Below are 21,328 nucleotides of genomic sequence, written 5' to 3' on the forward strand. Positions count from 1 at the left end.
CAGTTCGCCCGGTGCGCCCTGTTGCGAACGCCGCGGCGGGTGCGGGAGGTTGTACCGGGCCCGCGGCCCGTTTCGTGCCTGACGATCGATCACACGGAGGGATGTCGGCGATGACATCGAAGATCCTGCTCGTCACCGGGGACGCCGCCGAGTCGCTGGAGGTGTTCTACCCGTACCAGCGGCTGCGCGAGGAGGGCTACCAGGTCGACATCGCGGCGCCGACGAAGAAGCGCCTCCAGTTCGTCGTGCACGACTTCGTCGACGGATTCGACACCTATACGGAGAAATCGGGCTACACCTGGCCCGCGGACGTCGCCTTCGCCGACGTCGACCCGGCCGACTACGTGGCGCTCGTGATCCCCGGCGGCCGGGCCCCCGAGTACCTGCGCAACGACCCCGAGGTGCAGCGCATCGTCCGCCACTTCTTCGCGGGCGACAAGCCGGTCGCGCAGATCTGCCACGGCCCGCTGATCAGCGCCGCCACCGGCGACCTCGCCGGCCGCCGCAGCTCCGCCTACCCCGCGCTCGCCCCGGACGTGAAGGCCGCGGGCGCCGAGTTCGTCGACGCCGAGGCCGTCGTGGACGGCGTGGTCGTCTCCGCCCGCGCCTGGCCCGACCACCCCGCCTGGCTCCGCGCCTTCATCGAGGTCCTCCGCACGAAGGCCCCCGCCTCCTGACCTGCGCCCCCGCCGCGCCCCCGCCCCACCCCGGGGGCGCGGCCGGATGGGGCAAGTACCGTGCGATGTCAGACCTTTGGGACGTGCTCGACGAGGCACGTGATCCCAGGGACACCTGCCATCTTCGCGTCGGTCGTGAGTAGCGGGCAGAGCAACGTCTCGGCGAGCGCGATGTAGAACGCGTCACCCACGTAGGTGTTGTCCCGCAGCGACCAAGCCCGCTGGAGCAGCCCGGGAATCGGGATGCGCTGGACGTCGAGGGCGTCCAGATCGTTGACCGCAGCGGTTGCGTCGGCCTCGGCGAGCAGGTGCTTCTGCCACAGGCGGCAGATCACACGACTGACCTCGTGGTCGAGGTGTGCCGGGGCGTACACGTCCTCGCCGATGAGGCGCTCCCGTACGCGGTCGGCGGTGGGTCCGGTGCCGACCAGTAATTCGACGGTCGCGCTGGCATCGATGACGATCACTCCGCTGCCTCGCGGCTGATTCGGATGGCCAGGGCTTCCAGCACGTCACCTATGGTCGGCTCGCTGTCAGCGGCTCCGGGCTCGCTGTCAACGGGCGGCTCGGCGCGCGGCCGGTGCACGTCGATGACGGCGGAGAGCGGAGTGTCGATCCATTCGCTGAGCGCCTCGGCGATGGCGCGTACGCGTTCTTCCCGCAAGTCGGCGGGGGCTGCGACGGCATGGGGATCGGGACTGTCGGCCTTGACGTCGTCCATGACCGTGCGGATGTCGTCGCTGGAGGGTTGGGTGTCCGCGGACCGGGCCCGAGCGGCGATCCGCTCGATGTCCGTGGCCGCCATGGGGCGAGGCCCGATGTGGGCGCCGGACAGCAGGTGGAGCAACGCGGCCGGCACGACTGCGGCGACGGGCTTGCCGTAGCGCGTGATGGCGGTGATGCGGCCGGTGTGTTCGGCCAGAGTGACGATCTTCGAGAGCTCGGCGCGGGCATCGGCCAGCGCCACCGTGGGCACGGTGGCCGGAACCTCTGACCGGTCGTGCGGAGCGGTGGTCATGTAAAGACTTTACAACTCGCCTCGGCCATTCCGATGCAAAGTCGCCCAAACGGGGGATGCGGCTGCCGGTTGCGGGACAGGCGGCGGTCGCTGGGACGGACCCCTCTTCCGGTGCCGTCGGCCGACGTCCTACGGTGACCGGCGAGAGAGCAGTTGATCGTCAGCAGGAGGACGAGACATGGCAGAGCCGCTGATCGCCGCCGTCGGGGGCAGGGTGCCCGCCGTCGATCCCGGGGCGTTCGTCGCGCCCAACGCCGTCGTGGTCGGGGACGTGACCGTCGCCGCCGGGGCGAGCGTCTGGTACGGCGCGGTGCTGCGCGGCGACGCCGAGGCCATCGTGGTCGGCGCGGGCAGCAACATCCAGGACAACTGCACCCTGCACGCCGACCCGGGCTTCCCGCTGGTGGTCGGTGAGCGGATCTCCGTTGGGCACAACGCCGTGCTGCACGGCTGCACCGTCGAGGACGACGTCCTGGTCGGGATGAACGCCACCGTCCTCAACGGCGCCCGGATCGGCGCCGGTTCGCTGGTCGCGGCCGGTGCCGTGGTGCCGCAGGGGATGCAGGTGCCGCCGGGTTCGCTGGTCGCCGGCGTGCCCGCGAAGGTCCGGCGCGAGCTGACCGAGGACGAGCGGGCCGGGATCAAGCTCAACGGCGCCGGCTACCAGCTCCTGGCCGACGCCCACCGGGACATCGAGCCCGTCGGCTAAGGCGTGCCCCAGACGGCCGCGGCCTCCCGGGCCTCCCCGGCCGGCACCGGCACCGCGGGCGGACCGTCCGCGGGCCGGCGCCGGTCGGCGGCCCACGCGAGCAGCGCGACCACCGCGCCCGACGCCGCGAGCCCGGCGCCGACGAGGGTCGGCGAGGTCCAGCCGAGGCCGGCGTCCAGGGCGAGGCCGCCGAAGTACGCGCCCTGGGCGTTGGCCAGGTTGAACGCGCCCTGCACGGTCGCCGAGGCCAGCGTCGGCGCACTGCGCGCCTTCTGCATGACGAGGGTCTGCACGGCCGGCACGATCGCGAAGCCGAACAGCCCGATCAGCACGACGGTCACGGCCGCCGACCACTCCGCGTGCGCGGTCACCGCGAAGAGGCCGAGCGCGGCGGCCAGCAGCAGGAACGCCGCGCAGACGGTCGGCCGCAGCGCCCGGTCGGCGGCGAAGCCGCCCAGCACGTTGCCGATCGTCATTCCGACGCCGAACAGCGCGAGCACCAGCGTCACGGACCCGGTGGCGTACCCGGAGACCTCGGTGAGCAGCGGCGTGATGTAGCTGTAGCACGCGAAGAACCCGCCGCACCCGAAGACGACGGTGGCCAGCGCCAGCCACAGCTGCCCGCTGCGGAAGGCGCGCAGCTCGTGCCGGAGCCCGGACTGGGCGGGGGAGGGCAGGTGCGGTACGAGGCGGGCGATGGCGAGCGTGCCGGCGGCGGCGATGAGGACGACGACGAGCATCGTCGCCCGCCAGCCGAGGTGCTGCCCGAGCAGGGTCGCGGCGGGCACGCCGACGATGTTGGCGACGGTCAGGCCGGAGAACATGACGGCGACCGCGCGGGCCTTCTTGTCGGGGGCGACCAGTTCGGCGGCGGCCACCGCTCCGGCGCCGAAGAACGCGCCGTGCGGCAGCCCGGTGACGAGCCGGGCGGCGGCGAGCGTCCAGAAGTCGGGGGCGAGCGCGCACAGCAGGTTGCCGGTGGCGAAGACCCCGGCGAGGGCGACCAGCACTGCCTTGCGCGGGCGTCCGGCGGCGAGCGCGGTGAGCAGCGGAGCGCCGATCACGACGCCGACGGCGTACGCGGAGATCAGCCAGCCGGCCTGGGGGATCGAGACGTGCAGGCTGTCCGCCACCTGGGGGAGGAGCCCCATGGCGGCGAACTCGGTGGTGCCGATGGCGAACGCGGTGACGGCCAGGGCGACCAGCGCGAGAGGCAAGGGGGTGGCTCCGGGGGAGAAGTGCGGACGGATCGGGGCGCATTCGTTCGTCCGGCATCCTAATCCGCCCGGGTGACGGTCCCGTAAGCCGATCATGACGGGCCGGTGACGCGGGGTGGTGCGGAGGCGGCCGGCCGGGGCGGACACGCCGGGTGACGTCACGGGCTCGTCGGAAGGGCTCGCCAGCGGGCCGCCCGCGCGGGAGACTGGGGGCATGTGCCGCAACATCAAGACGCTGCGACCCCCCGTGACTCCCGACGCCGACGAGGACGACTTCCGCGCCGCCGCGCTGCAGTACGTCCGGAAGGTGTCCGGGTTCCGCGCCCCGGCCGCGCACAACCGGGAGGCCTTCGACCGGGCCGTCGAGGCGGTCACCGAGGCGACCGCCCGGCTGCTCGACGAACTGGAGGTCCGCGGCGCTTCCGCCCGGGCCACGGCCGAGGCCACCGCGTAGACCGCCGCCCACCGGGCCGGGAGACGGCCCCGGGACGCGGGCAGGGCGTACAGGTACCAGGAGGAGGTCGGTGATGAACCCGCCCACACGTTACGCACTCACCTTCCCCGGCACCCCCGGCACCCAGGCGCCGCAGGACGTGGTCGTGGTCGCGCGCACGAGCGCGACGGGCCCGGGCGGCCATCCGGTGTACGAGGACGCGAGCGGCATCGTCCGGGCCGAGATCAGCGACGCCGGCGAGGTCCGCATGCTCGCCAGCGGCGGTCACCAGTCCCCGCACCTCCCGGTGCACGCCGAGCCGCTGCCATAAGGGCCTGAGGGCGCGACGAACCGACTAGCACCCGCCCGGACCGGGTAGCGGATGTGCATGGCAATCTTCCGCAAGCCCGGCCGTTCGGACCGCTCCGAGCCCGGTGCCGCCGTCCCCGAGCAGCTCGCGGACGAGCTCGCCGGCCTGGTCGAGGAGGCCGAGCGGCCGGTCGGCGAGTGGCAGGTGGCCGAGTACCGGGCGGAGGGCGGCCGCGGCCGGTCCCTGGTGCGCGGCGTCGCCCGGCGGCTCGGCACGGGTGGCCGCGCCGCCGCCAAGGGCGCCGCGATCGGCGGCCGGGCGCTCACCGACCAGCTCGTGCGGGCTGCGCCGCGCATCCCGGTCCGCAGCCTGGCCACGCTGCGGGCCCAGCACCCCGGCGCCGCCGACCCCGAGCAGCTCGCCGACCTGCTGGTGCTCGGCGCGACCAGGGCGTCGGGCGCGCTCGGAGCGAGTGTCGGCGCGGCGGCGATGCTGCCGGTGCCGCCCGCGATGCCGGTGGAGATCGCGGCCGAGACGCTCGCCGTGGCGGCCGTGGAGGTCAAGCTGATCGCCGAGCTGCACGAGGTCTACGGCGTTCCGGCGACCGGGAGCGTCACCCAGCGGGCCACCGCCTACGTCTCCGCGTGGGCCAACCGCCGGGGCGTCGACGCCACGCTGCTGGCCCGCCCGGCGGGCTTCGCCGCGCTGGCGCTCGGCGCGGAGGTGCGCCAGCAGGTCCGGCGCCGGCTGACCCGCAGCTCGCTGCGCCGGCTGCCCTCGGTGACGCCGCTGCTGGTCGGCGCGGGCATCGGTGCCACCGTGAACCGGCGCGACACCCGACGGCTGGCCGGCGAGGTCCGCGAGGACCTGCGCCGGCGCCGTCCGGCGGACGCCTCCTACTGGGACGCCGCCGCGCGGTAGCCGACTGCCCGGCTACCCCGCTGCCCGGCTCCCCGCTGCCCGGCTACCCCGCGACGGGCGGTGCCGCGGCGCCGCGGCCGGCCTTGACGCCGTTGACCATCGCCTGGTGGATCGCCCGCGCGGTCGTCTCGTCCGCCGCCGGAACGGGGCTGCCGGACACCGTGTACCAGTCCAGCGCGCCGGTGTACTGGACGGTCAGCCGGGCCTCGCCGTCCACCCACGTGGTGTGCACGGTGAGGTCGCCGGAGATCGGCCCGACCTCGGCGGTGGTGACCCCGCCGGGCCCGCTGATGATCGACTGCGTGGTCCAGGTCGCCCACGAAGCGCGCGGGTCCGCGGGCGGCTGGACCCGCCCGCCGCCCTGAGTGTGCTCGGTCATGCGCCTATCCTCCCCCGCCGGTCGGCCGCCCGTCCGGGAGCGACACCAGCGGTAGCCGGAGGCCGCCCGGGACGTCCGGGCGGCCTCAGGGCGCGTCTTCCGGCTCGGACCGGAAGACACGCCCTCGTCCGTCAGCTGGTCAGCTGCTGCTCGTACCGTTCTCGTCCAGCATGGGTTCGCCTTCCGCCCGGGACTCGTCCTGCGCGTGAAGGTTCTGCATCGAGGTGACGCCCTCCTCGGGGTCCGCGGCGCGGACGTCCTCGTCGGTCTCGGTGCTCACGTGGGCCCGGTCGCTCATGTCGGTCATCTGCGGGCTCCGTCTCCTCGGCCGGTCCGGGCACGCCTCGACGGGGCGCGGCAGGCCGGGTCTGTCGTTCGCCCTTCCAGCCTGCCCCCGCCCCGGCCCGGGGGCCAGCCGGGTCACCAGGTGACGGGCAGCGACTTCAGTCCGTAGATGATGTTCTCGGAGCGGAACCGCAAATCGTCCTCGGGCACCGCGAGCCGCAGGCCGGGCAGTCGGCGGAACAGGGTGGCGAGCGCGATCTGCAGCTCGGCCCGGGCCAGCGGCTGGCCGAGGCACTGGTGCACGCCGAAGCCGAAGGCCAGGTGGCGCCGGGCGTCGCGGTCGAGGTCGACGTCGTCGGGCGAGGTGCGGTCGGGGCCGCCGAACATGCCCTCGTCCCGGTTGGCGGTGGACAGCATCGCGAAGACGCCGTCCCCGGCCCGGATGAGCGTGCCGTCCAGCTCGATGTCCTCGACGGCCACGCGCGGCAGGCCGGTGTGGACGATCGTGGTGTGGCGCAGCAGTTCCTCGACCGCGCCGGGCACGGCGGCCGGGTCGGCGAGCTTCGCGATCCGCTCGGGCTGCCGGAGCAGCAGCACGGTGGACAGCCCGATCATGTTGGCGGTGGTCTCGTGGCCGGCGATCAGGAGCAGCACGCCGGTGGAGGCGATCTCGCGCAGGGTGAGGTCGTCCCGGGCGGCGAGGCGGCTGAGGATGTCCTCGGCCGGGTGCTCCTTCTTGTGGGCGGCGAGTCCGCCGAGGTAGTCGAGGATCTCGTCGTTGGCCCGGGCGACCTCCTTCTTGGGGGCGGAGGTGTTGAGCAGCGTGGCGCTGAGGGCCTGGAACATCTCCCGGTCCTCGTAGGGGACCCCGAGCAGGAGGCAGATCACCAGCGACGGGACCGGGAGGGCGAACGCGCCGACCAGGTCGGCCTCGGTGACGCCGTCGGTCATCCGGTCGAGGGCGTCGTCGACGATCTGCTGGATCTCGGGCCGCATCGCCTCGACCCGCTTGACCAGGAAGTCCCCGGTGACCATGCGGCGCAGCCGGGCGTGTTCGGGGTCGTCGAGCCGGATGAACGCCGGGTTCTCGGCGATGAGTTCGCGCCGGTCGGGGGCGAACAGGGGGAAGGCGGGGTGGCGGGCGTCGGCGCTGAAGCGCTGGTCGGACAGGACGGTGCGCACCTCGGCGTAGCCGGTCACGAGCCAGATGGGGGTGCCGTCGGGCAGGGCGGCGCGGCTGACGGAGCCGGTGCGGGCGGCGTCGGTGTAGGCGGGCGGCGGGCTGAACGGGCAGCGCATGTCGTGCGGGGCGGGCAGCACCGGGGTGGTGGGCGCGGGCGTGGTCGTCAAGGCGGTACTCCTCGGCGTCGCGGTGGGGATCTCCCGGGTGGGGTCGGGTGGAGCGCAGGCGCTGGGCTAACGGCCGGTCGCGGCGGGTCCGTCGGCCGGGGCGGTGTCCTCGGTGACGGTGATCGCGCCGCACGGGCAGAGTTCGGCGGCGAGTCTGAGGTCGGGGTACTCGCTCGGCTGGAAGGTCGTCCGGCGCAGTCTCACCAGACTGTCGTGGTCGTCCTGGTCGAAGATCTCCGGGGCGTTCGAGACGCACAGGCCGGAGCTGCAGCAGCGGTCCCGGTCGAGGCTCACCTTCATGGGCGTTCCCTCCTGCACTCGTTGCTCGTTGGCAATGCCAACCTGGGCATTGCCAACCTAACCCGGTGGTGCGGCGCACCCGGAGGGTGTCGTGGCGGGTTTGCGCAGATTGGCCGATTCGGTCCGGGACGGAACGACCTTTGGCAGCACGAGGTTTGATTTGACGTCAGTTTGTCAAGGGTGGTTCGGTGCGACCCCGCTCACAGCCCTTCGGCGGCCGCGATCTCCCGGACGGCGGCGACCGTGTCGGCCTCGGCCGGGTCCTTGTCCGGCCGGTAGCGCACCACCCGGGCGAAGCGCAGGGCCAGCCCGGCGGGGTAGCGGGGGCTGCGCTGGACGCCGTCGAAGGCGATCTCCACGACGAGTTCCGGCCGGACCCGCACGGTCCGGTCGTCCCGGCCGGTCTCCCGGGCGAGGAGTTCGGCGGTCTGCCAGGCCAGCGTCTCGTCGGTGAGGCCCTTGAACGTCTTGCCGAGCATCACCCACGGGCCGAGCCCGGGCTCGCCCGCCGCCCGGGCGCCCAGGTGCAGGTTGCTGAGCCGGCCGCGGCGCCGGCCGCTGCCCCACTCGGCGGCCAGCACCACGAGGTCCAGGGTGTGCCGGGGCTTCACCTTGATCCAGCCCGCGCCGCGCCGGCCGGCCGCGTACCCGGCCGCGGGGTCCTTGACCAGCACGCCCTCGTGGCCGAGGGCCAGCGTGTCGCGGAAGAACGCCAGCGCCTCGGCGCGGTCCCCGGTCTCCGTGCGTGCCACCCGCAGGCCGGGCGGCACCACGTCGGCCAGCGCCGCCCAGCGCTCGCCGCCGGGGCGGTCGACGAGGTCCTCGCCGTCGTGGTGCAGGAGGTCGAAGAAGTAGGCGCTGAGCGGCACTTCGGCCCGCAGCCGGTCCGGGTCCCGGCGGGTGGCGGTCCGCGCCGCGGTCTCCTGGAACGGGCGCGGGCGGCCGTCCGGCCCGAGCGCGATCGCCTCGCCGTCCAGCACGGCCGAGCGCAGCGGCAGCGCGAGCGCCGCCTCGGCCACCTCGGGCACGCGCGCGGTGATGTCGTCCAGGCTGCGGGTGAACACGGCGACGTCCCCACCGTCCCGGTGCACCTGGACCCGGATGCCGTCCAGCTTCCACTCCAGCGCCGCCGGGCCGGTGCGCTCCAGCGCCGAGGCCACGTCGGGTGCGGACGCGGCCAGCATCGGCCGCACCGCGCGTCCCACCTCCAGCCGGAACGCGGCCAGCGCGGGCACCCCGCCGGTCAGCGCCGCCGCGGCCACCGCCCGGGCCGAGCCGCGGAACATCAGCGCCCGCCGCACCGCCGCGACCGGCACCCCGGCCGCCTGCGCGACGGCGTCCCCGACCACCGCGTCCAGCGCGCCCTGGCGCAACTCGCCGACCAGCACGGCCCGCAGGAACCCCTGCTCGACCTCGGTCGCCCGGCCGAACAGCTCCGTCAGCAGCCGCCGCCGCTCGCCCTGCGCCCCGGCCCCGTGCACCGCGGCGATCCGCTCCAGCTCCCGCTCGACCTCCCGCACGCCGAGCTCGCCGGGCCCGTCGGCGGGCGGCGGAAGGTCGCGCAGGCCCGCGTACCCGACGCCGGTGCGCAGCCGCTGCGACTCGCCCGACAGGAGTGCCACGGCCGCCGGTGCCTCGTCCGGTCCCAACTCCCGCAGGCACGCGGCGAGCAGCGCGGTCTTCGCCTTGCGGCCGGACTCGGCGGCGACGGCCCGGGAGGTGAGGGCGAGCTCGCGCAGGGCCATGGCACCTCCTCGGGCGGACGGCTTCGGACACCTCCAGAATCCCTGTCGGGCCTCCGCAGCGCCCGCCGGGAGACGCGGCACGGGGGCGCGGCACGGGGGCACCGTCCGGACGGTGCCCGGTCCTCGCGGCAGGGTCCGTGACCGGTCCGCCGGACATTCGTTCGGAATTTTTGTTATCGGCGGCGCGCCGGAGGGTCTCCCAGGTGTCGGCACCCGACCGCCGACCCGGACAGAAAGCGTGGCCAGGTGAACAGCGAAGACAGGACGACCATCCTCCCGGCGACCGGATCGGCCGACGGCGCGGGCGGCCGTTCCGGAGGGCGTGCCGCGCGCCGGGCAGCCGAGCGGCACACCGATCGCCACGAAGGGCGCGGCAGGCGGGGCCGCAGGCGCGGCGCGTTCGTCCCGGTGTCGACGGTCGTCGTCGCGGTGGCCGGGACGGGCCTGCTCGCGGCGCTGGCGGGCGCCGGGTACGCGGCGTACGCGGGCAAGCAGTCCGACCGGGACCCGGGGCAGGCGGTGGCACTGGACGCGCTGATGGCCGCCGAGGCCGGCACCCACGAGGGCATCCAGGTGCCCGGGGCCGGCGGGGGGCCGGCCCTCGTGCCCGGTACGCCGCAGTCGCCCGTCAACCTGTCCGCCACCGACCCGGGCACCCCGTCGCCCACCGCCTCCGCCACCGCCACCGCCACCGCCACGGCTTCCGCTTCCGCGACGCCCACCCCGACCGCCACCGCCACCACCAAGCCGACCCCGACCGCCAAGCCCACCACCGCCCAGCGCACCGCCACGGGGAGCGCCCCCGCGGCGACGTCCGCGCCCACCCCGGTCGGCGGCGGCGCGTCCCCCTCGTACGCCCAGCAGGTCGTCGACCTCGTCAACGCCGAGCGGGCCAAGGCCGGCTGCGACCCGGTCGCGGCCGAGCCCCGCCTGGCCACCGCCGCCCAGTCGCACAGCGACGACATGGCCGACCGCAACTACTTCGACCACGCCAGCCCCGAGGGTTACCACGCCGACCACCGCATCGAGGCGACCGGCTACCGCTGGAGCACCTGGGGCGAGAACATCGCCCGCGGCCAGAAGGACCCGGCCGCCGTCATGGACGCCTGGATGAACAGCCCCGGCCACCGCGCCAACATCCTCAACTGCGCCTTCAAGCAGCTCGGCGTGGGCGTCCGGACCGGCTCCGGCGGCCCGTGGTGGACCCAGGTGTTCGCCGCCCCGGCGTGACCCCGCCGCGGGCCCGTCACCGGCCCGTTTTCCGATTCCGCGCAAATTGTTGTTATCTGATCACTCCCCAGGGGTCTCCGAGGAGGCATCGGCGGGCGGAAGACGGCAAGACGGAGTGCGGACGATGAACGCTGACGTGCAGAACGCTGACGTGCGCAACACAGACGTGCGCGGCACCGGGACGACCCTGGTGCGCGCCGCCCAGGCGGGCGACCGGCAGGCCCAGGAGGCGCTGGTCGCCGCCTGGCTGCCGCTCGTCTACAACGTGGCCGGGCGCGCGCTCGGCGGGCACGCCGACGTCGACGACGTCGCGCAGGAGACGATGATCCGCGCCCTGGACGGCCTGGAGGGGCTGCGCGACCCGTCGTCGTTCCGCTCCTGGCTGGTCGCGATCACGATGAACCAGGTCCGCCGCCGGCACGCCGCGGGCCAGCAGCAGCCGACCGTCGGCGGCCTCGACGAGACGTGGGAAGTCGCCGACCCCCGCGCCGACTTCACCGACCTCACCATCCTGCGGCTCGGCCTCTCCGGCCAGCGCCGGGAGGTCGCGGAGGCGACCCGCTGGCTCGACCCGGACGACCGCGAACTGCTCTCCCTGTGGTGGCTGGAGGCGAACGGCGAGCTGACCCGCGCCGAACTCGCCGAGTCGCTCGACCTCAGCCCGCAGCACACCGCCGTCCGGGTGCAGCGGATGAAGAAGCAGCTGGAGTCCGGCCGCGTGGTCGTCCGGGCGCTCGGCGCCTACCCGCGCTGTCCGGAGCTCGCCGAGGTCACCGCCGGCTTCGACGGGACGCCGAACTCGGTGTGGCGCAAGCGCATAGCCCGGCACATCCGCGGCTGCGCCACCTGCGACCGGCTGGGCCGCGACCTCTTCCCGGCGGAGGGGCTGCTCGCCGGGCTGGCGCTGGTGCCGATCCCGATGGGGTCGCCGGTGCTGCTGCACTTCAAGGTCACCGCGGCCGCGGTCGCCTCCGCGGCGGGGACGGGCGCCACCGGCGCGGGCGGAGCCGGCGGCGCGGCGGGCACCGCGGGCGCCACCGGGGCCGGCTCGCACGGCGGCTGGGCCGCGCTCGCCGCCAAGAAGGCCGTCCTGGTGAGCGGTGCGGCGGCCGCCGTGGCGGTCACGACGCTCGCCCTGGTCTGGCCGGCCCCCGCCGAGAAGCCGCTGGAGGCGGCACCGGAGCCGACCACCCCGGCCGCCGCGCCCGACACCCCGACCTGGACGCCGCTCGCCCTCCCGGTACCGGCCCCGGCGGCCGTGACCGACACTCCCACGCCGACGCCGACCCCGACCGACACCCCCACGGCCACGCCCACGCCGACCCCGTCGCCCACCGCGTCCAGGGCGACCGCCCCGCCCAGCCTGGAGCGCCAACTCGTCGACCTGGTGAACGCCGAACGGGCGAAGGCCGGTTGCGCCCCACTGCGGATCGACCCGCGGCTGCACGGAGCCGCCCAGAAGCACGCCGACGACATGGTCGCCCGCAACTTCTTCGACCACGTCAACCCCGACGGCGTCCACCCCGACGCCCGGATCACCGCGGCCGGCTACCGCTGGTCCCAGTGGGGCGAGAACCTCGACCGCGGCACGACCAACCCCTCGGCCGTCGTCTCGCACTGGATGGACGGCGGCATCCACCAGTCCAACCTGCTGGACTGCGGCTTCAAGGACGTCGGCGTCGGCGTCGCCGCCGGGCCGGCCGGCACCTACTGGGCCCAGGACCTCGGCGCCCCGCTCTCCTGAGCCGGGCCGCCGCCCCGACTACGCCGGCGTGACCGGGACGAGCCCGTCCGCCTGCCCGGTCACGTAGCCGGTGGCGTGCCCGACCACGCCACCGGCGTCGCCGACCTGCCCCGGCGCCAGGTCGGCCGTCGAGCCGAGCGGCGCGGGCAGCCCCTCTTGCCCGCCCACGGCGCTGGCGTGTGCGCTCGGGGCGGTCAGGGAGGCGACGACGCCGACGGCGAGCGAGGCCACGGCAAGCATGCTGCGCTTCTTCATGCCCGGGCTAACGAGCCCGCACCGCGCGGGTCACGGGGCAGGGGGCGCGGGCCGGGCGCGCGGGTCGAGGGCCTGGCGCGCGGGCTACGGGCCCGGCGCGCGGGCGTTCCGGTGGCGGGGGGCTTAGGAGCGGGGTGGGATGGGGAGGGGTTCCGGAACGAATCCGGCAAATCGATCTTTCCGCCCCTCCCTTCCGGCCGGGTTCGCCGACCGTCCCAGGCCCCGCCACCCCCGCGACACGAAGGGCACCCGATGCACGCAGCCGAGCTCACCTCCGCCGTCCTCGCCGAGCTGCGCCGCCCCCGGCGCTACCCGGCCGTCTCCGTCCTGCTGCCGACCCACCGCAGCGAGCCCGACAACACCCAGGACCCGGTGCGCCTGCGCAACCTCGTCGCCGAGGCGAAGGCCAGGCTGCAGGCCGACGAGGCGGTCAGCCGGGCGGACCGGCTGGACGTCGTCGAGCAGCTGGACCGCGCGCTCGCGGAGGTCGACCTCGTGCACGCCGAGGACGGCCTGGTGATCTTCGCGGCGCCCGGCGAGCACCAGGTGTGGTCGCTCCCGCGCTCGGTGCCGGCCCGGGTCGTCGTCTCGGACACCTTCCTGACCCGCAACCTGGTCGCCGCGTACGTCTCCGGCGCGCCCTACTGGGTGCTCACCGTCTCCGCCGACCGGGCCGCCCTGTTCAGCGGCTCGGGGCCGAAGCTGGTGCCGCACGACGGCGGCTTCCCGGTCGACCAGGTCCGGCCGGACTGGGACGTCGAGCGCACGGAGCGGATCGGCAACGTGCCGAGCACCTTCACCGACGAGGAGACCCGCCGGTTCCTGCGCTCGGCCGACACCGCCCTGGCCGCCGTCCTGGAGGCCGACGCCCGCCCGCTCTACGTGCTCGGCGAGGCGGCGGCGATCTCCCTGCTCGACGACGTCGGCACGGCGGCCAAGCGCGCCTCCGCCCAGGTCGCGCGCGGCGGACTCGGCCACGCCTCCCCGGCCGCGGTGGCCGAGGCGGTCCGGGCGACGGTGGCCGACCAGGGCCGCAAGGCTGTCGCCGAGGTCCAGGAGCGCCTCAGCCAGGCCCAGGGCGTGAAGGGCCTGGCCGCCGGCATCGACGAGGTCTGGCAGAACGTCACGCAGGGCCGGGCCGCCGTCGTCGCGGTGGAGGAGGACTACTGGCAGCCCGTCCGGGTGACGGACACCCACCTGGTGCCCACCGACGACGGCGGGCCGGACGTGCGCGTGGACATGGTCGACGAGATCGTCGAGCGCGCCCTCGACACCGGCGCCCGCGTGCAGTTCGTCCCGTCCGGCGAGCTCGCCTCGCGCGACCACATCGCGGCCGTCCTGCGGTACTGACGCCCGCTACGCCCCGGGGTCCAGGCCGAAGCGGGCGGCCACCCGGTCGGCCAGGTCGGCGGCCGGCGTGGCGCCGTCGACGGTCAGGACGTCGAGCCGGTGGCCGGCGGCCTGGGCACGGACCTCCGCGTCCCAGAGGGCGTCGCGCGCGAGCCGCTCGGCGAGCACCGCCGAGGGGTCGCGGCCGCCCCACGTGGCCCGCGCGCGCTGCGGATCCGCGTAGCGCGCGCGGAGCACGTCCCGCCGGAACTCCGCGGTCGGCAGGAGGAAGACGGCCTGGCCCGGCCGGCTCAGCAGCGGCGCGAGGTCGGCGGGCAGGATCCCGAAGTAGTCGACCAGGACGATCCGGTCGGTGGGCATGGCGAGGAGGTCGTCGACGACGAAGCCGAGCATCTCCCCGTGCATGCTCGGCATCGCGCGCAGCACCTCGTCCGCCGTGCGGCCGTCCCACATCGCACCCGGCGGCAGGTCGCGCAGGGCGGAGAGGTACGGGTGCTGCTCCGGCGTGCAGAGCGTCAGCCACCGGTGCTCCGCGAGGTCGCCGTCGTACACCGGGAGACCGTGGCGGGCGGCGAGCAGGCGGGCCAGGGTGCTCTTGCCGCTGCCGGTGCCGCCGGCGATCCAGCGGACGTGGGCCAGGGACGCGGCAGTCGAGGGGAGGGAGTCTCTGCTGGTCCCGGTGTCCGGGCGAGAAGAGGTCATGGGTGCCAGGGTCCCCCTCTCCGCCCGGAAATTGCAGTCTTGTTCTTCCCCGGCCGATCGCCGAATCTGGAAGAGAGGGGATGGACAGCTCACCGCGCCAGCGCCGCCGCGTCGCCCATGACGACCACCGGGTGCAACGTCGGGTCGAGCGCGCGGAGCAGCTCGCGCATGTCGTCGACGCGCAGGCCGACGCAGCCGTGGGTCGGGCCGCCGTGGTCGACGTGGAGCCAGATGCCGCCGCCGCGGCCGCTGCCGTTCGGGCGGCGCGGGGCGGCCCGCGGCGGCGGGTGTGACGGCCGGAGCGGTCGCCGGTGGGGCGGTCGGTGCGGCGCTGACGGAGGTGGCGGGCGAAGCGGCCGGGCCGGGCGCGCAGCTCATCAGGAGCAGCGCGCCCAGCCCGACGAGGGCACAACGGGGTAGGGACATGGCGGTTCGGCTTTCGGAAGGAGTACGGGGGGCAGGGGCGGCGGAGCTCAGCCGACCGAGTCCTTGGCGGCAGGGCTGTTCCGCTCCGCGGAGCGGACCGACTCCAGCACCTGCGCCACCTGCTGGGCGGCGATCAGGGAGGGCCCCCGGAAGCACGCGGTCAGCTCGACCAGCGTCGAGGTCGCACCGGTCCCGACGGTCCGGTAGCCGACCAGCTGGTCGCTGCCTCCGGCACTCGCGCACTCCTTGCCCACGGCGGTGACCTCGCCCGGGCCGGACTGGCCCACGTACCTGTAGAACGTGCCGGCGTCGTCGACGAGCCGGAAGGTCAGGACGACTCCGCCGGCGTACAGCTTCCCGACCGGGAAGCAGATCGACTGCTGCGCGGGGCAGCTGGACAGGGGGATGAGCTCCTGATTGGCGAGGGTGCCGATGCTGCGCTGGGGGCTCGACCCGCCGCTGTCCTGGGTGAACCAGCCCTTGGGCACGTTGACGACCATCTCCGGAACCGACCTGAACGAGATCGCCGGCCCCAACGGCCCCACGGCGTCCGGGCCTTCGGGCGCGGGGGAGGGCGAGGGCGCGGCCGCGCTCGGTGCGGGCACCGGGGCCCCTGCGGCCCCCAGCGGGCCCGAGTGGGGGCCCGAGGGCGCGATCGCCGGGGCGGCGGCCAGCACGGCGGCGAGCAGTCCGCCGGTGAGCCCGGCGCCCAGTCCGGCGGCCCGCCGGCGACGCCGGGTGCGGTCGGCGCGGTCGAGGATCCGCTGGATGCGGTCCTCGGGCGCGGCGAGGTGCGGCGCGGCCTGCTGGAGGAGGATCCGCAGCTCCTGCTCCTCCCCGGTGTCGGCGCCGCCGGGTCCGTCCGGCCGGTCCGGGTCGGTGAAGTCAGTTCCCGTCACGCCGTCCCCCGTCCAACATCAGTTCCCTGACCGGCAGTTTGCCGCGCAGCGAGGCGAGCGCCCGGTGCGTCTGGCTCTTGACGGTGCCGGTCGTGCAGCGCAGCACGTCGGCCGTCTCCTCGATGCTCAGGTCCTCGAAGAAGCGCAGCACCACCACGGCCCGTTGCCGTGGCGGCAGCGCCCGGACGGCGGTGGCCACCACCTGGCTGAGCACGACGTCCTCGAAGGGGTCGGCCCGCTGCACCGGCGGCTCGGGCAGCTCCTCGTGCGGGAGTTCGCCGGTCCAGCGGCGGCGCCACCAGGAGACGTGCGAGTTCACCAGGACCTTCCGCACGTACGCCTCGGGGTGCTCGATCGAGATCCGGTCCCACTTGGGCCACACCTTGGCGAGCGCGGTCTGCAGCAGGTCCTCGGCCTGGTGCGGGTCGCCGGTCAGGAGCCAGGCCGTGCGCAGCAGCTTCGGGCCGCAGGCGGCGACGAACTCCTCGAAGTCCGGTGTCGCGTCCCTCATCCCGCCGCCCCTGCCATGGTGTTCCCGTCGTTCCCGTCCGCCGTGGCGGCCCGGTCGGCCGCGTGCGTGGTGTTGTCCTCACGGCAGGTGGAACGCGGTGGCCCGCGGTTCGGGTTGTCTCCGTTCCGGGGATATTTTCCCAGGCCCCGGCGGACGGCCGCGGCCCGGCCCGGCCGGAACGCTGGACGGCCCGCGAGCCGGCCGGGACTGAGCCGGGCGGCGGGCGGGCCGTGGCACCACGATGCGCCGCCCGTCCCGTGCGGCGCAGGGGCGCGCACGGGGCGCCCGGACGCACGGGCCGGGCGCGATCGGGGCGTACCGGACCGGGGCGTACGGGATCGGCCCCGCCGTCAGAGTGTGCCGGAGCCGTGCTCCACGGGCCCGGCCGCCCCGCGGGCCGCCATCGGCTGCGCGCCGACCGTCCAGTCCGGGTGGCCCGGCATGGGCGGGGTGCGGTGGCCGTAGAGCCAGTCGGTGAGGAAGGCGGTGAGGTCCTGCCCGGAGACCTCGGAGGCGGTGCGGATGTAGTCGGCGGTGGTCGCGTTGCCGTACCGGTGGCGGGCGAGGAAGGTGCGCTCGATCGCGTCGAAGGCGTCCTCGCCGACGCGCTCGCGCAGCGCGAAGAGCACGAGTGCGCCGCCGGTGTAGCGCTGGCTGTCGAACAGGTCGGCCGCGGTGGGCGAGGCGACCGGTCCGGCGTCGTGGCGCCACTGGTCGCCGAGGCCGTACAGGTAGCGCATGCGGTCGACGAGGGTGGTGTAGCCCCACGCGTCCGGCCAGCCGCGCTCGTAGCGGTAGAGCAGGCCGTAGTAGTCGGCGTGGCCCTCGTTGAGCCAGAGGTCCGCCCAGGTGGCGGGGGAGACGCTGTCGCCGAACCAGGAGTGCACCAGCTCGTGCATCATGTGCGAGCCGATCGCCGCCTCGGGCTGGCGCAGGAAGTTCGGCTTGTACAGCGTCAGGGTCTGGGTCTCCAGGCCGGTGAAGCCGAACGCGTCCGGGTCGTCGGTGTCGGCCGGCAGGATCCCGTACGCCTCGAACGGGAACGGCCCGAGGTGCCGTTCGGCCCAGGCGAGCTGGTCGGCGGTGAGCGCGAGGGCCGGTTCGAGGTCGGCGGCGCGCGCGGTGGGCACGACGTCGCGCAGCGGCAGGCCGTGCGGGCCGGTGCGCTCGCGGACGGTGTAGTCCCCGACCGAGACCTGCACGAGCTCGGTGGCCATCGGCTCGCGGGAGACGTAGCGCCGGGTGGTGCGGCCGTCGCCCAGGGGCGTGGTCCGGGTGAGCTCGCCGCTCGCGACGCCGAGCAGCCCGTCCGGGGCGGTGACGTCGATCGTGAAGCGGGCCTTGTCCCTGGGGTGGTCGTTGGACGGGAAGACGGTGTGCGCACTGGCGGGCTGCCCGGCGACGGCGAAGCCGTTCGCGGTCGGCACCCAGCCGGTGTGGGGGAGCCTGGCGTGCGGGTCCGCGGTGTACGTGACCCGCACCCGCGCGGTAGTGCCACGGCGCAGCGCCCGGCCCGGGGTGACGGTGAGCTTCTCGTCGTGCGTGTGGAACGCGGCGGGCCGGCCGTCCACGTGGACCTCGTGGACGTCGAGGCCGAGCGCGTCGAGGTCCAGGCTCGCCAGGTCGCGGGAGGGCCGCGCGGTGATCACCGCGGTGGCGTCGACGGTGCGGGTGTCCGGCCGGTAGGCGAACGAGAGGTGGTAGGCGAGCGCGTCGTAGCCGCGGTTGCCGAGCAACGGGAAGACGGGGTCGCCCAGCCCGTCCGCCGCGGTGGCCGCGGGCCCGCCGGTGGTCAGCAGCGCCGCGCTGAGCGCGAGCACCAGGGCGAGCCCGGCACGGCCGCGGGCTCGGGTCCGACGCAGGGGGATCAGGGCGACCACCGCTCTCCGGGTTGACGGCACGGGAGATGTTCCGGGCACGGATGGTAGTGGACGGACGCGGCCTCCCGGGCGGGTTTACCGCGACACGGTCGCGTCCCCCGGACGGAGCACTGCGGTAGCGGCGCGGTGGCCCTCCGTCATACGGTCGAAGAGTTCCGCCCCCTGACGGGCGGGGCCACGGCCGTCGGAGAACCTGGCCAGGTCCGGCGGCCGTACTCTCATGCCCGCCCACAGCCGTAGGCTTGCGGTCCGACCCTTCCGCGCCGGACCGCCAGGAGCCGCTGTGACCACGTCCCCGAACTTCCTGGTGATCGGCGAGTGCGTCGCCGACGTCGTCCGCGCCGACGGCGTACCGGACCGAGTGCACCCCGGCGGGAGCCCGGCGAACGTCGCGTACGGCCTGGCGCGTCTGGGGCGGGCGGCGACGCTCCTCACACAGCTCGCGGACGACGCCCACGGGCGCCTGATCCGGGCGCACCTGGAGGCGGCCGGGGTGACGGTGCGCGCGGAGGCCGTGGCGCGGACGCCCTCGGCCGTCGTCGAGCTGGACGGCGAGGGGCGCGCGCAGTACGCCTTCGACATCGGCTGGACGCTCGGAACTCCCCACGGTGTCGATCTCCTGGGGCCTGACGTGCCCGGGTACCTGCACATCGGCTCGATCGCGGCCGTGACCGAGCCGGGCGCGGCGGCCGTGCTGGGGGTCGTCGAGCGCCTGCGCGGCCGGGCGAGCGTCAGCTACGACCCGAACGTGCGGCCCGCGCTGATGGGCGAGCGGGCCGGGGCCGTCCGCCGGGTCGAGCGCTGCGTGGCCCTCAGCCACGTGGTCAAGGCCAGCGACGAGGACCTGGCCTGGCTCTACCCGGACGAGGATCCGGAGTCCGTCGCCCGGCACTGGCTCGGGCTCGGCCCGGCCGTCGTCGCCGTGACGCTGGGGGTGGCCGGCGCCGTCGCGCTCACCGCCGACGGCGCCCGGGAGCAGGTCGCCGCCCGCCCGGTGCGGGTCGCGGACACCGTCGGCGCCGGGGACTCCTTCATGGCAGCCTTCCTGCACGCCCGCGCGGGCGGCGCCCCGCTCGCGGTCTGCCTCGCGCACGCGGTGACGGCCGCGGCCGTCACCGTCTCGCGCCCCGGCGCGAACCCGCCCTCGTCCGCCGAGCTGGCCGAGGCGCTGGCCCGGTAGGCCCCAAGTGCCTTACCGCGCCGCCTCGGTGAGGTCCTTGCCGTACCAGACCTCGGCGTACGGGCCCGTGCTGTAGGCGGGGATCTCGCGGTAGCCGTGGCGGGTGTAGAGGGCGCGGGCCTCGACGAGGTCGAGGCGGGTGTCGAGCACGATGCGCCCGGCGCCGAGGGCGAGGGCGGCGGAGTCGACGGCGGCGAGCAGGCGGGCGCCGCCGCCGGTGCCGCGCAGACCGGGGCGGACGTAGACGCGGGTGAGCTCGACGGTGGCGGCGTCGAGGCGGCGCAGCCCGGCGCAGGACTGGGTGCGGCCGTCGTAGCGGCCGATCAGGAACAGGCCGGTGGGTTCGGCGAGGTCGTCGCTGGGGGTGTCGGCCAGGCCGGCCTCCAGGACCTCGGCGTCGAAGTCCTCGCCGTGGTGCAGCCGTCCGTACCGGTTGGCGACGTCGTAGTAGTACTCGCGCAGCAGGGCCAGTGCCTCGTCGGTGGTCACGTCGGCGGGGGCGACGGTCCAGGCCGGGCCGGGTGCGGTGGTGCCGGTGGTCATACCCCGCATGGTCGCCGTGCGGGCGGCCCGGCGGCAAAGGGTTTTCGCGGTGCGTGCGGGGCCGTCCGGCAGTCCTGCGCAGGGCAAAGCTTGGGCAAGGTCCCGGGCGGGTCGTTCTGCCGTGCGGGTGACGGGGGGATTGACGGGGGTGCCCTCCGGGGGAGCAGTGGCGTTATGAACGCACCATCAGATCATCGCATTAATGGGGGTTTGAAGGGCAGTCACCCGGCCCGGAGGGGTCTGCGGACCGGTCTGCTGGCCACCGTCTGCCTCTCCGCCGTCGTCGCCGGCTGCGCCGGGCCGTCCGGACCCGCCGGGCCCAAGGCCGCACCCGCCGGCGCCGCCAACGCCGCCAAGGCCGCGGAGGTCGCCAACGCCCCGAGCGCCGCACCGGCCGCCCAGGCGGAGGCGGCGGCTGCCGGGGAGCCCGCCGTCGACCGGGCGGGGGCCCGCCCGCCCGCCGCGCCGCCCATGCTGCCGGGCCTCGCCCGCAAGGAGGAGGAGAGCAGCAGCGAGGCCGTCGCCCGCCAGGAGACCGCCGTCCGCGCGGCGTTCGAGACCGCCCAGCGCTGGGGCCTGGCCGAGCCGCCGCTGAAGGCGCCCCCGCCCCCGGCCGCCAAGCCCCGGCTGCGTGCGATGCAGGGCGTGAAGCTCAAGGACGGCCGCCCGCCCGTGGTGTTCCGCGTCCCCACCGACGACAAGGTGGTGTTCCTGACCGTCGACGACGGCGCCGAGAAGGACCCGCAGTTCAACAAGATGGCCGCCGAGCTCGGGATCCCGCTCAGCGCCTTCGTCTCCGACTACCTCGCCCGAGAGAACTACGGCTACTTCCGCGACCTCCACTCCCAGGGCGTGGAGATCAACAACCACACCATCAACCACCGCAACCTGAAGATCCACGACTACGAGACCCAGCGCTACGAGATCTGCACCCAGCAGGACCAGCTGGAGCAGCAGATCGGCGTCCGCCCCCGGCTGTTCCGCCCGCCGTACGGCGAGTACAACGACGACACGCTGCGCGCGGCCGGGTCGTGCGGGGTCCAGGCGGTGCCGCTGTGGAACGAGGAGGCCTTCCCGGACCACATGGAGTGGCGCTACGACGACCAGAAGCTCCACCCGGGCGACATCATCCTCACCCACTTCCGGGGCACCGAGGACTGGAAGGCCACGATGCCGGACCTGCTCCGCAAGGTCCTGAACGAGGTCACGGCACAGGGCTACGCCCTCGGGCGTCTGGACGACTACCTGTAGCCGTGCGGGCGGG

24 protein-coding genes and 1 pseudogene are annotated in these 21,328 nt (G+C 75.0%); 10 read left to right on the forward strand and 15 right to left on the reverse strand.

Going from position 1 to position 21,328, the window contains the following annotated elements; all coding sequences use genetic code 11:
- Positions 1-110 precede the first annotated feature (110 nt).
- Positions 111-677: a DJ-1/PfpI family protein gene (locus tag ACFVSN_RS14055; protein ID WP_387955208.1), complete on the forward strand. Its 567-nt coding sequence runs from the start codon at positions 111-113 to the stop codon at positions 675-677.
- Between the two features lie 68 nt (positions 678-745).
- Here ACFVSN_RS14055 and ACFVSN_RS14060 read toward each other — a convergent pair whose 3' ends face one another.
- Together ACFVSN_RS14060 and ACFVSN_RS14065 are read right to left on the reverse strand one after the other, a co-directional pair.
- Positions 746-1,144, reverse strand: a complete 399-nt coding sequence (locus ACFVSN_RS14060) for a type II toxin-antitoxin system VapC family toxin (RefSeq protein WP_380500533.1) — start codon at positions 1,142-1,144, stop codon at positions 746-748.
- Entirely contained in the window at positions 1,141-1,695 is a 555-nt protein-coding gene (locus ACFVSN_RS14065) for a type II toxin-antitoxin system Phd/YefM family antitoxin (protein WP_380436305.1), read from the reverse strand. Before ACFVSN_RS14065 ends, ACFVSN_RS14060 begins: the two co-directional genes overlap by 4 nt.
- A 178-nt stretch (positions 1,696-1,873) precedes the next feature.
- On the opposite strand from ACFVSN_RS14065, the gene ACFVSN_RS14070 reads away from it, so the two are divergent.
- Positions 1,874-2,404 (forward strand): gamma carbonic anhydrase family protein, encoded by a 531-nt coding sequence (locus ACFVSN_RS14070; RefSeq protein WP_387955211.1) that lies wholly within the window; start codon positions 1,874-1,876, stop codon positions 2,402-2,404.
- Here the strand turns inward: ACFVSN_RS14070 and ACFVSN_RS14075 are convergent.
- Positions 2,401-3,621, reverse strand: coding sequence for an MFS transporter (locus tag ACFVSN_RS14075; RefSeq protein WP_387955213.1), 1,221 nt, complete (start codon positions 3,619-3,621; stop codon positions 2,401-2,403). The genes ACFVSN_RS14070 and ACFVSN_RS14075 overlap by 4 nt on opposite strands.
- 214 nt (positions 3,622-3,835) lie before the next feature.
- Here ACFVSN_RS14075 and ACFVSN_RS14080 point away from each other — a divergent pair, with 214 nt between their 5' ends.
- The 3 genes from ACFVSN_RS14080 (at position 3,836) to ACFVSN_RS14090 (ending at position 5,285) form a co-directional block, all read left to right on the forward strand.
- Positions 3,836-4,075 (forward strand): DUF2277 domain-containing protein, encoded by a 240-nt coding sequence (locus ACFVSN_RS14080; protein ID WP_380500536.1) that lies wholly within the window; start codon positions 3,836-3,838, stop codon positions 4,073-4,075.
- Between the two features lie 73 nt (positions 4,076-4,148).
- Positions 4,149-4,385, forward strand: a complete 237-nt coding sequence (locus ACFVSN_RS14085; protein WP_380436313.1) for a DUF6296 family protein — start codon at positions 4,149-4,151, stop codon at positions 4,383-4,385.
- 57 nt (positions 4,386-4,442) lie between these two features.
- A complete protein-coding gene (locus ACFVSN_RS14090) occupies positions 4,443-5,285 on the forward strand; it encodes a hypothetical protein (RefSeq protein ID WP_387955215.1) in 843 nt (280 codons plus the stop codon).
- Positions 5,286-5,328: 43 nt separating this feature from the next.
- On the opposite strand, the gene ACFVSN_RS14095 is transcribed toward ACFVSN_RS14090, so the two are convergent.
- From ACFVSN_RS14095 to ACFVSN_RS14115, 5 genes are all read right to left on the reverse strand, one after another.
- Entirely contained in the window at positions 5,329-5,664 is a 336-nt protein-coding gene (locus ACFVSN_RS14095; RefSeq protein WP_380436317.1) for a hypothetical protein, read from the reverse strand.
- A 139-nt stretch (positions 5,665-5,803) separates the two neighbouring features.
- Entirely contained in the window at positions 5,804-5,971 is a 168-nt protein-coding gene (locus ACFVSN_RS14100; RefSeq protein WP_380436319.1) for a hypothetical protein, read from the reverse strand.
- Positions 5,972-6,084: 113 nt separating this feature from the next.
- Entirely contained in the window at positions 6,085-7,299 is a 1,215-nt protein-coding gene (locus tag ACFVSN_RS14105) for a cytochrome P450 (protein WP_387955216.1), read from the reverse strand.
- A 66-nt stretch (positions 7,300-7,365) separates the two neighbouring features.
- Complete coding sequence (locus ACFVSN_RS14110) at positions 7,366-7,599, reverse strand: ferredoxin (RefSeq protein WP_380436323.1); 234 nt, start codon at positions 7,597-7,599, stop codon at positions 7,366-7,368.
- A 200-nt stretch (positions 7,600-7,799) separates the two neighbouring features.
- Complete coding sequence (locus ACFVSN_RS14115) at positions 7,800-9,344, reverse strand: ATP-dependent DNA ligase (RefSeq protein WP_380436325.1); 1,545 nt, start codon at positions 9,342-9,344, stop codon at positions 7,800-7,802.
- 408 nt (positions 9,345-9,752) lie between these two features.
- On the opposite strand from ACFVSN_RS14115, the gene ACFVSN_RS14120 reads away from it, so the two are divergent.
- Together ACFVSN_RS14120 and ACFVSN_RS14125 are read left to right on the forward strand one after the other, a co-directional pair.
- Positions 9,753-10,574, forward strand: coding sequence for a CAP domain-containing protein (locus tag ACFVSN_RS14120; RefSeq protein ID WP_380494169.1), 822 nt, complete (start codon positions 9,753-9,755; stop codon positions 10,572-10,574).
- A 151-nt stretch (positions 10,575-10,725) separates the two neighbouring features.
- A complete protein-coding gene (locus tag ACFVSN_RS14125) occupies positions 10,726-12,318 on the forward strand; it encodes a sigma-70 family RNA polymerase sigma factor (protein ID WP_387955219.1) in 1,593 nt (530 codons plus the stop codon).
- An 18-nt stretch (positions 12,319-12,336) separates the two neighbouring features.
- Here ACFVSN_RS14125 and ACFVSN_RS14130 read toward each other — a convergent pair whose 3' ends face one another.
- Positions 12,337-12,558 (reverse strand): hypothetical protein, encoded by a 222-nt coding sequence (locus tag ACFVSN_RS14130; RefSeq protein ID WP_380494165.1) that lies wholly within the window; start codon positions 12,556-12,558, stop codon positions 12,337-12,339.
- Positions 12,559-12,825: 267 nt separating this feature from the next.
- Here ACFVSN_RS14130 and ACFVSN_RS14135 point away from each other — a divergent pair, with 267 nt between their 5' ends.
- Positions 12,826-13,923 carry a chemotaxis protein gene (locus ACFVSN_RS14135; protein ID WP_380436333.1) on the forward strand — a complete coding sequence of 366 codons (1,098 nt, stop codon included), beginning with the start codon at positions 12,826-12,828 and terminating at the stop codon, positions 13,921-13,923.
- A gap of 6 nt (positions 13,924-13,929) precedes the next feature.
- Here the strand turns inward: ACFVSN_RS14135 and ACFVSN_RS14140 are convergent, their stop codons facing one another.
- From ACFVSN_RS14140 to ACFVSN_RS14160, 5 genes and pseudogenes are all read right to left on the reverse strand, one after another.
- A complete protein-coding gene (locus ACFVSN_RS14140) occupies positions 13,930-14,625 on the reverse strand; it encodes a hypothetical protein (protein ID WP_387955221.1) in 696 nt (231 codons plus the stop codon).
- Between the two features lie 89 nt (positions 14,626-14,714).
- Positions 14,715-14,894, reverse strand: a pseudogene (locus tag ACFVSN_RS14145) (L,D-transpeptidase family protein); the annotation flags it as partial.
- A 204-nt stretch (positions 14,895-15,098) separates the two neighbouring features.
- Positions 15,099-15,950 carry a hypothetical protein gene (locus ACFVSN_RS14150; RefSeq protein WP_387955223.1) on the reverse strand — a complete coding sequence of 284 codons (852 nt, stop codon included), beginning with the start codon at positions 15,948-15,950 and terminating at the stop codon, positions 15,099-15,101.
- A complete protein-coding gene (locus ACFVSN_RS14155; RefSeq protein ID WP_380436341.1) occupies positions 15,937-16,461 on the reverse strand; it encodes a SigE family RNA polymerase sigma factor in 525 nt (174 codons plus the stop codon). Before ACFVSN_RS14155 ends, ACFVSN_RS14150 begins: the two co-directional genes overlap by 14 nt.
- Positions 16,462-16,811: 350 nt before the next feature.
- The gene (locus ACFVSN_RS14160; protein WP_387591935.1) at positions 16,812-18,341 is read right to left on the reverse strand and encodes a M1 family metallopeptidase; all 1,530 of its coding nucleotides are present in this window, start codon (positions 18,339-18,341) and stop codon (positions 16,812-16,814) included.
- A 283-nt stretch (positions 18,342-18,624) separates the two neighbouring features.
- On the opposite strand from ACFVSN_RS14160, the gene ACFVSN_RS14165 reads away from it, so the two are divergent.
- A complete protein-coding gene (locus ACFVSN_RS14165) occupies positions 18,625-19,521 on the forward strand; it encodes a carbohydrate kinase (protein ID WP_387955224.1) in 897 nt (298 codons plus the stop codon).
- A gap of 12 nt (positions 19,522-19,533) precedes the next feature.
- Here the strand turns inward: ACFVSN_RS14165 and ACFVSN_RS14170 are convergent, their stop codons facing one another.
- Positions 19,534-20,064: a GNAT family N-acetyltransferase gene (locus tag ACFVSN_RS14170; protein ID WP_387955225.1), complete on the reverse strand. Its 531-nt coding sequence runs from the start codon at positions 20,062-20,064 to the stop codon at positions 19,534-19,536.
- Between the two features lie 210 nt (positions 20,065-20,274).
- On the opposite strand from ACFVSN_RS14170, the gene ACFVSN_RS14175 reads away from it, so the two are divergent.
- Entirely contained in the window at positions 20,275-21,315 is a 1,041-nt protein-coding gene (locus ACFVSN_RS14175) for a polysaccharide deacetylase family protein (protein ID WP_387955226.1), read from the forward strand.
- Positions 21,316-21,328: the final 13 nt, after the last annotated feature.

It is taken from the genome of Kitasatospora sp. NPDC057904 (genome assembly GCF_042887925.1).
Lineage (GTDB): Bacteria > Actinomycetota > Actinomycetes > Streptomycetales > Streptomycetaceae > Kitasatospora.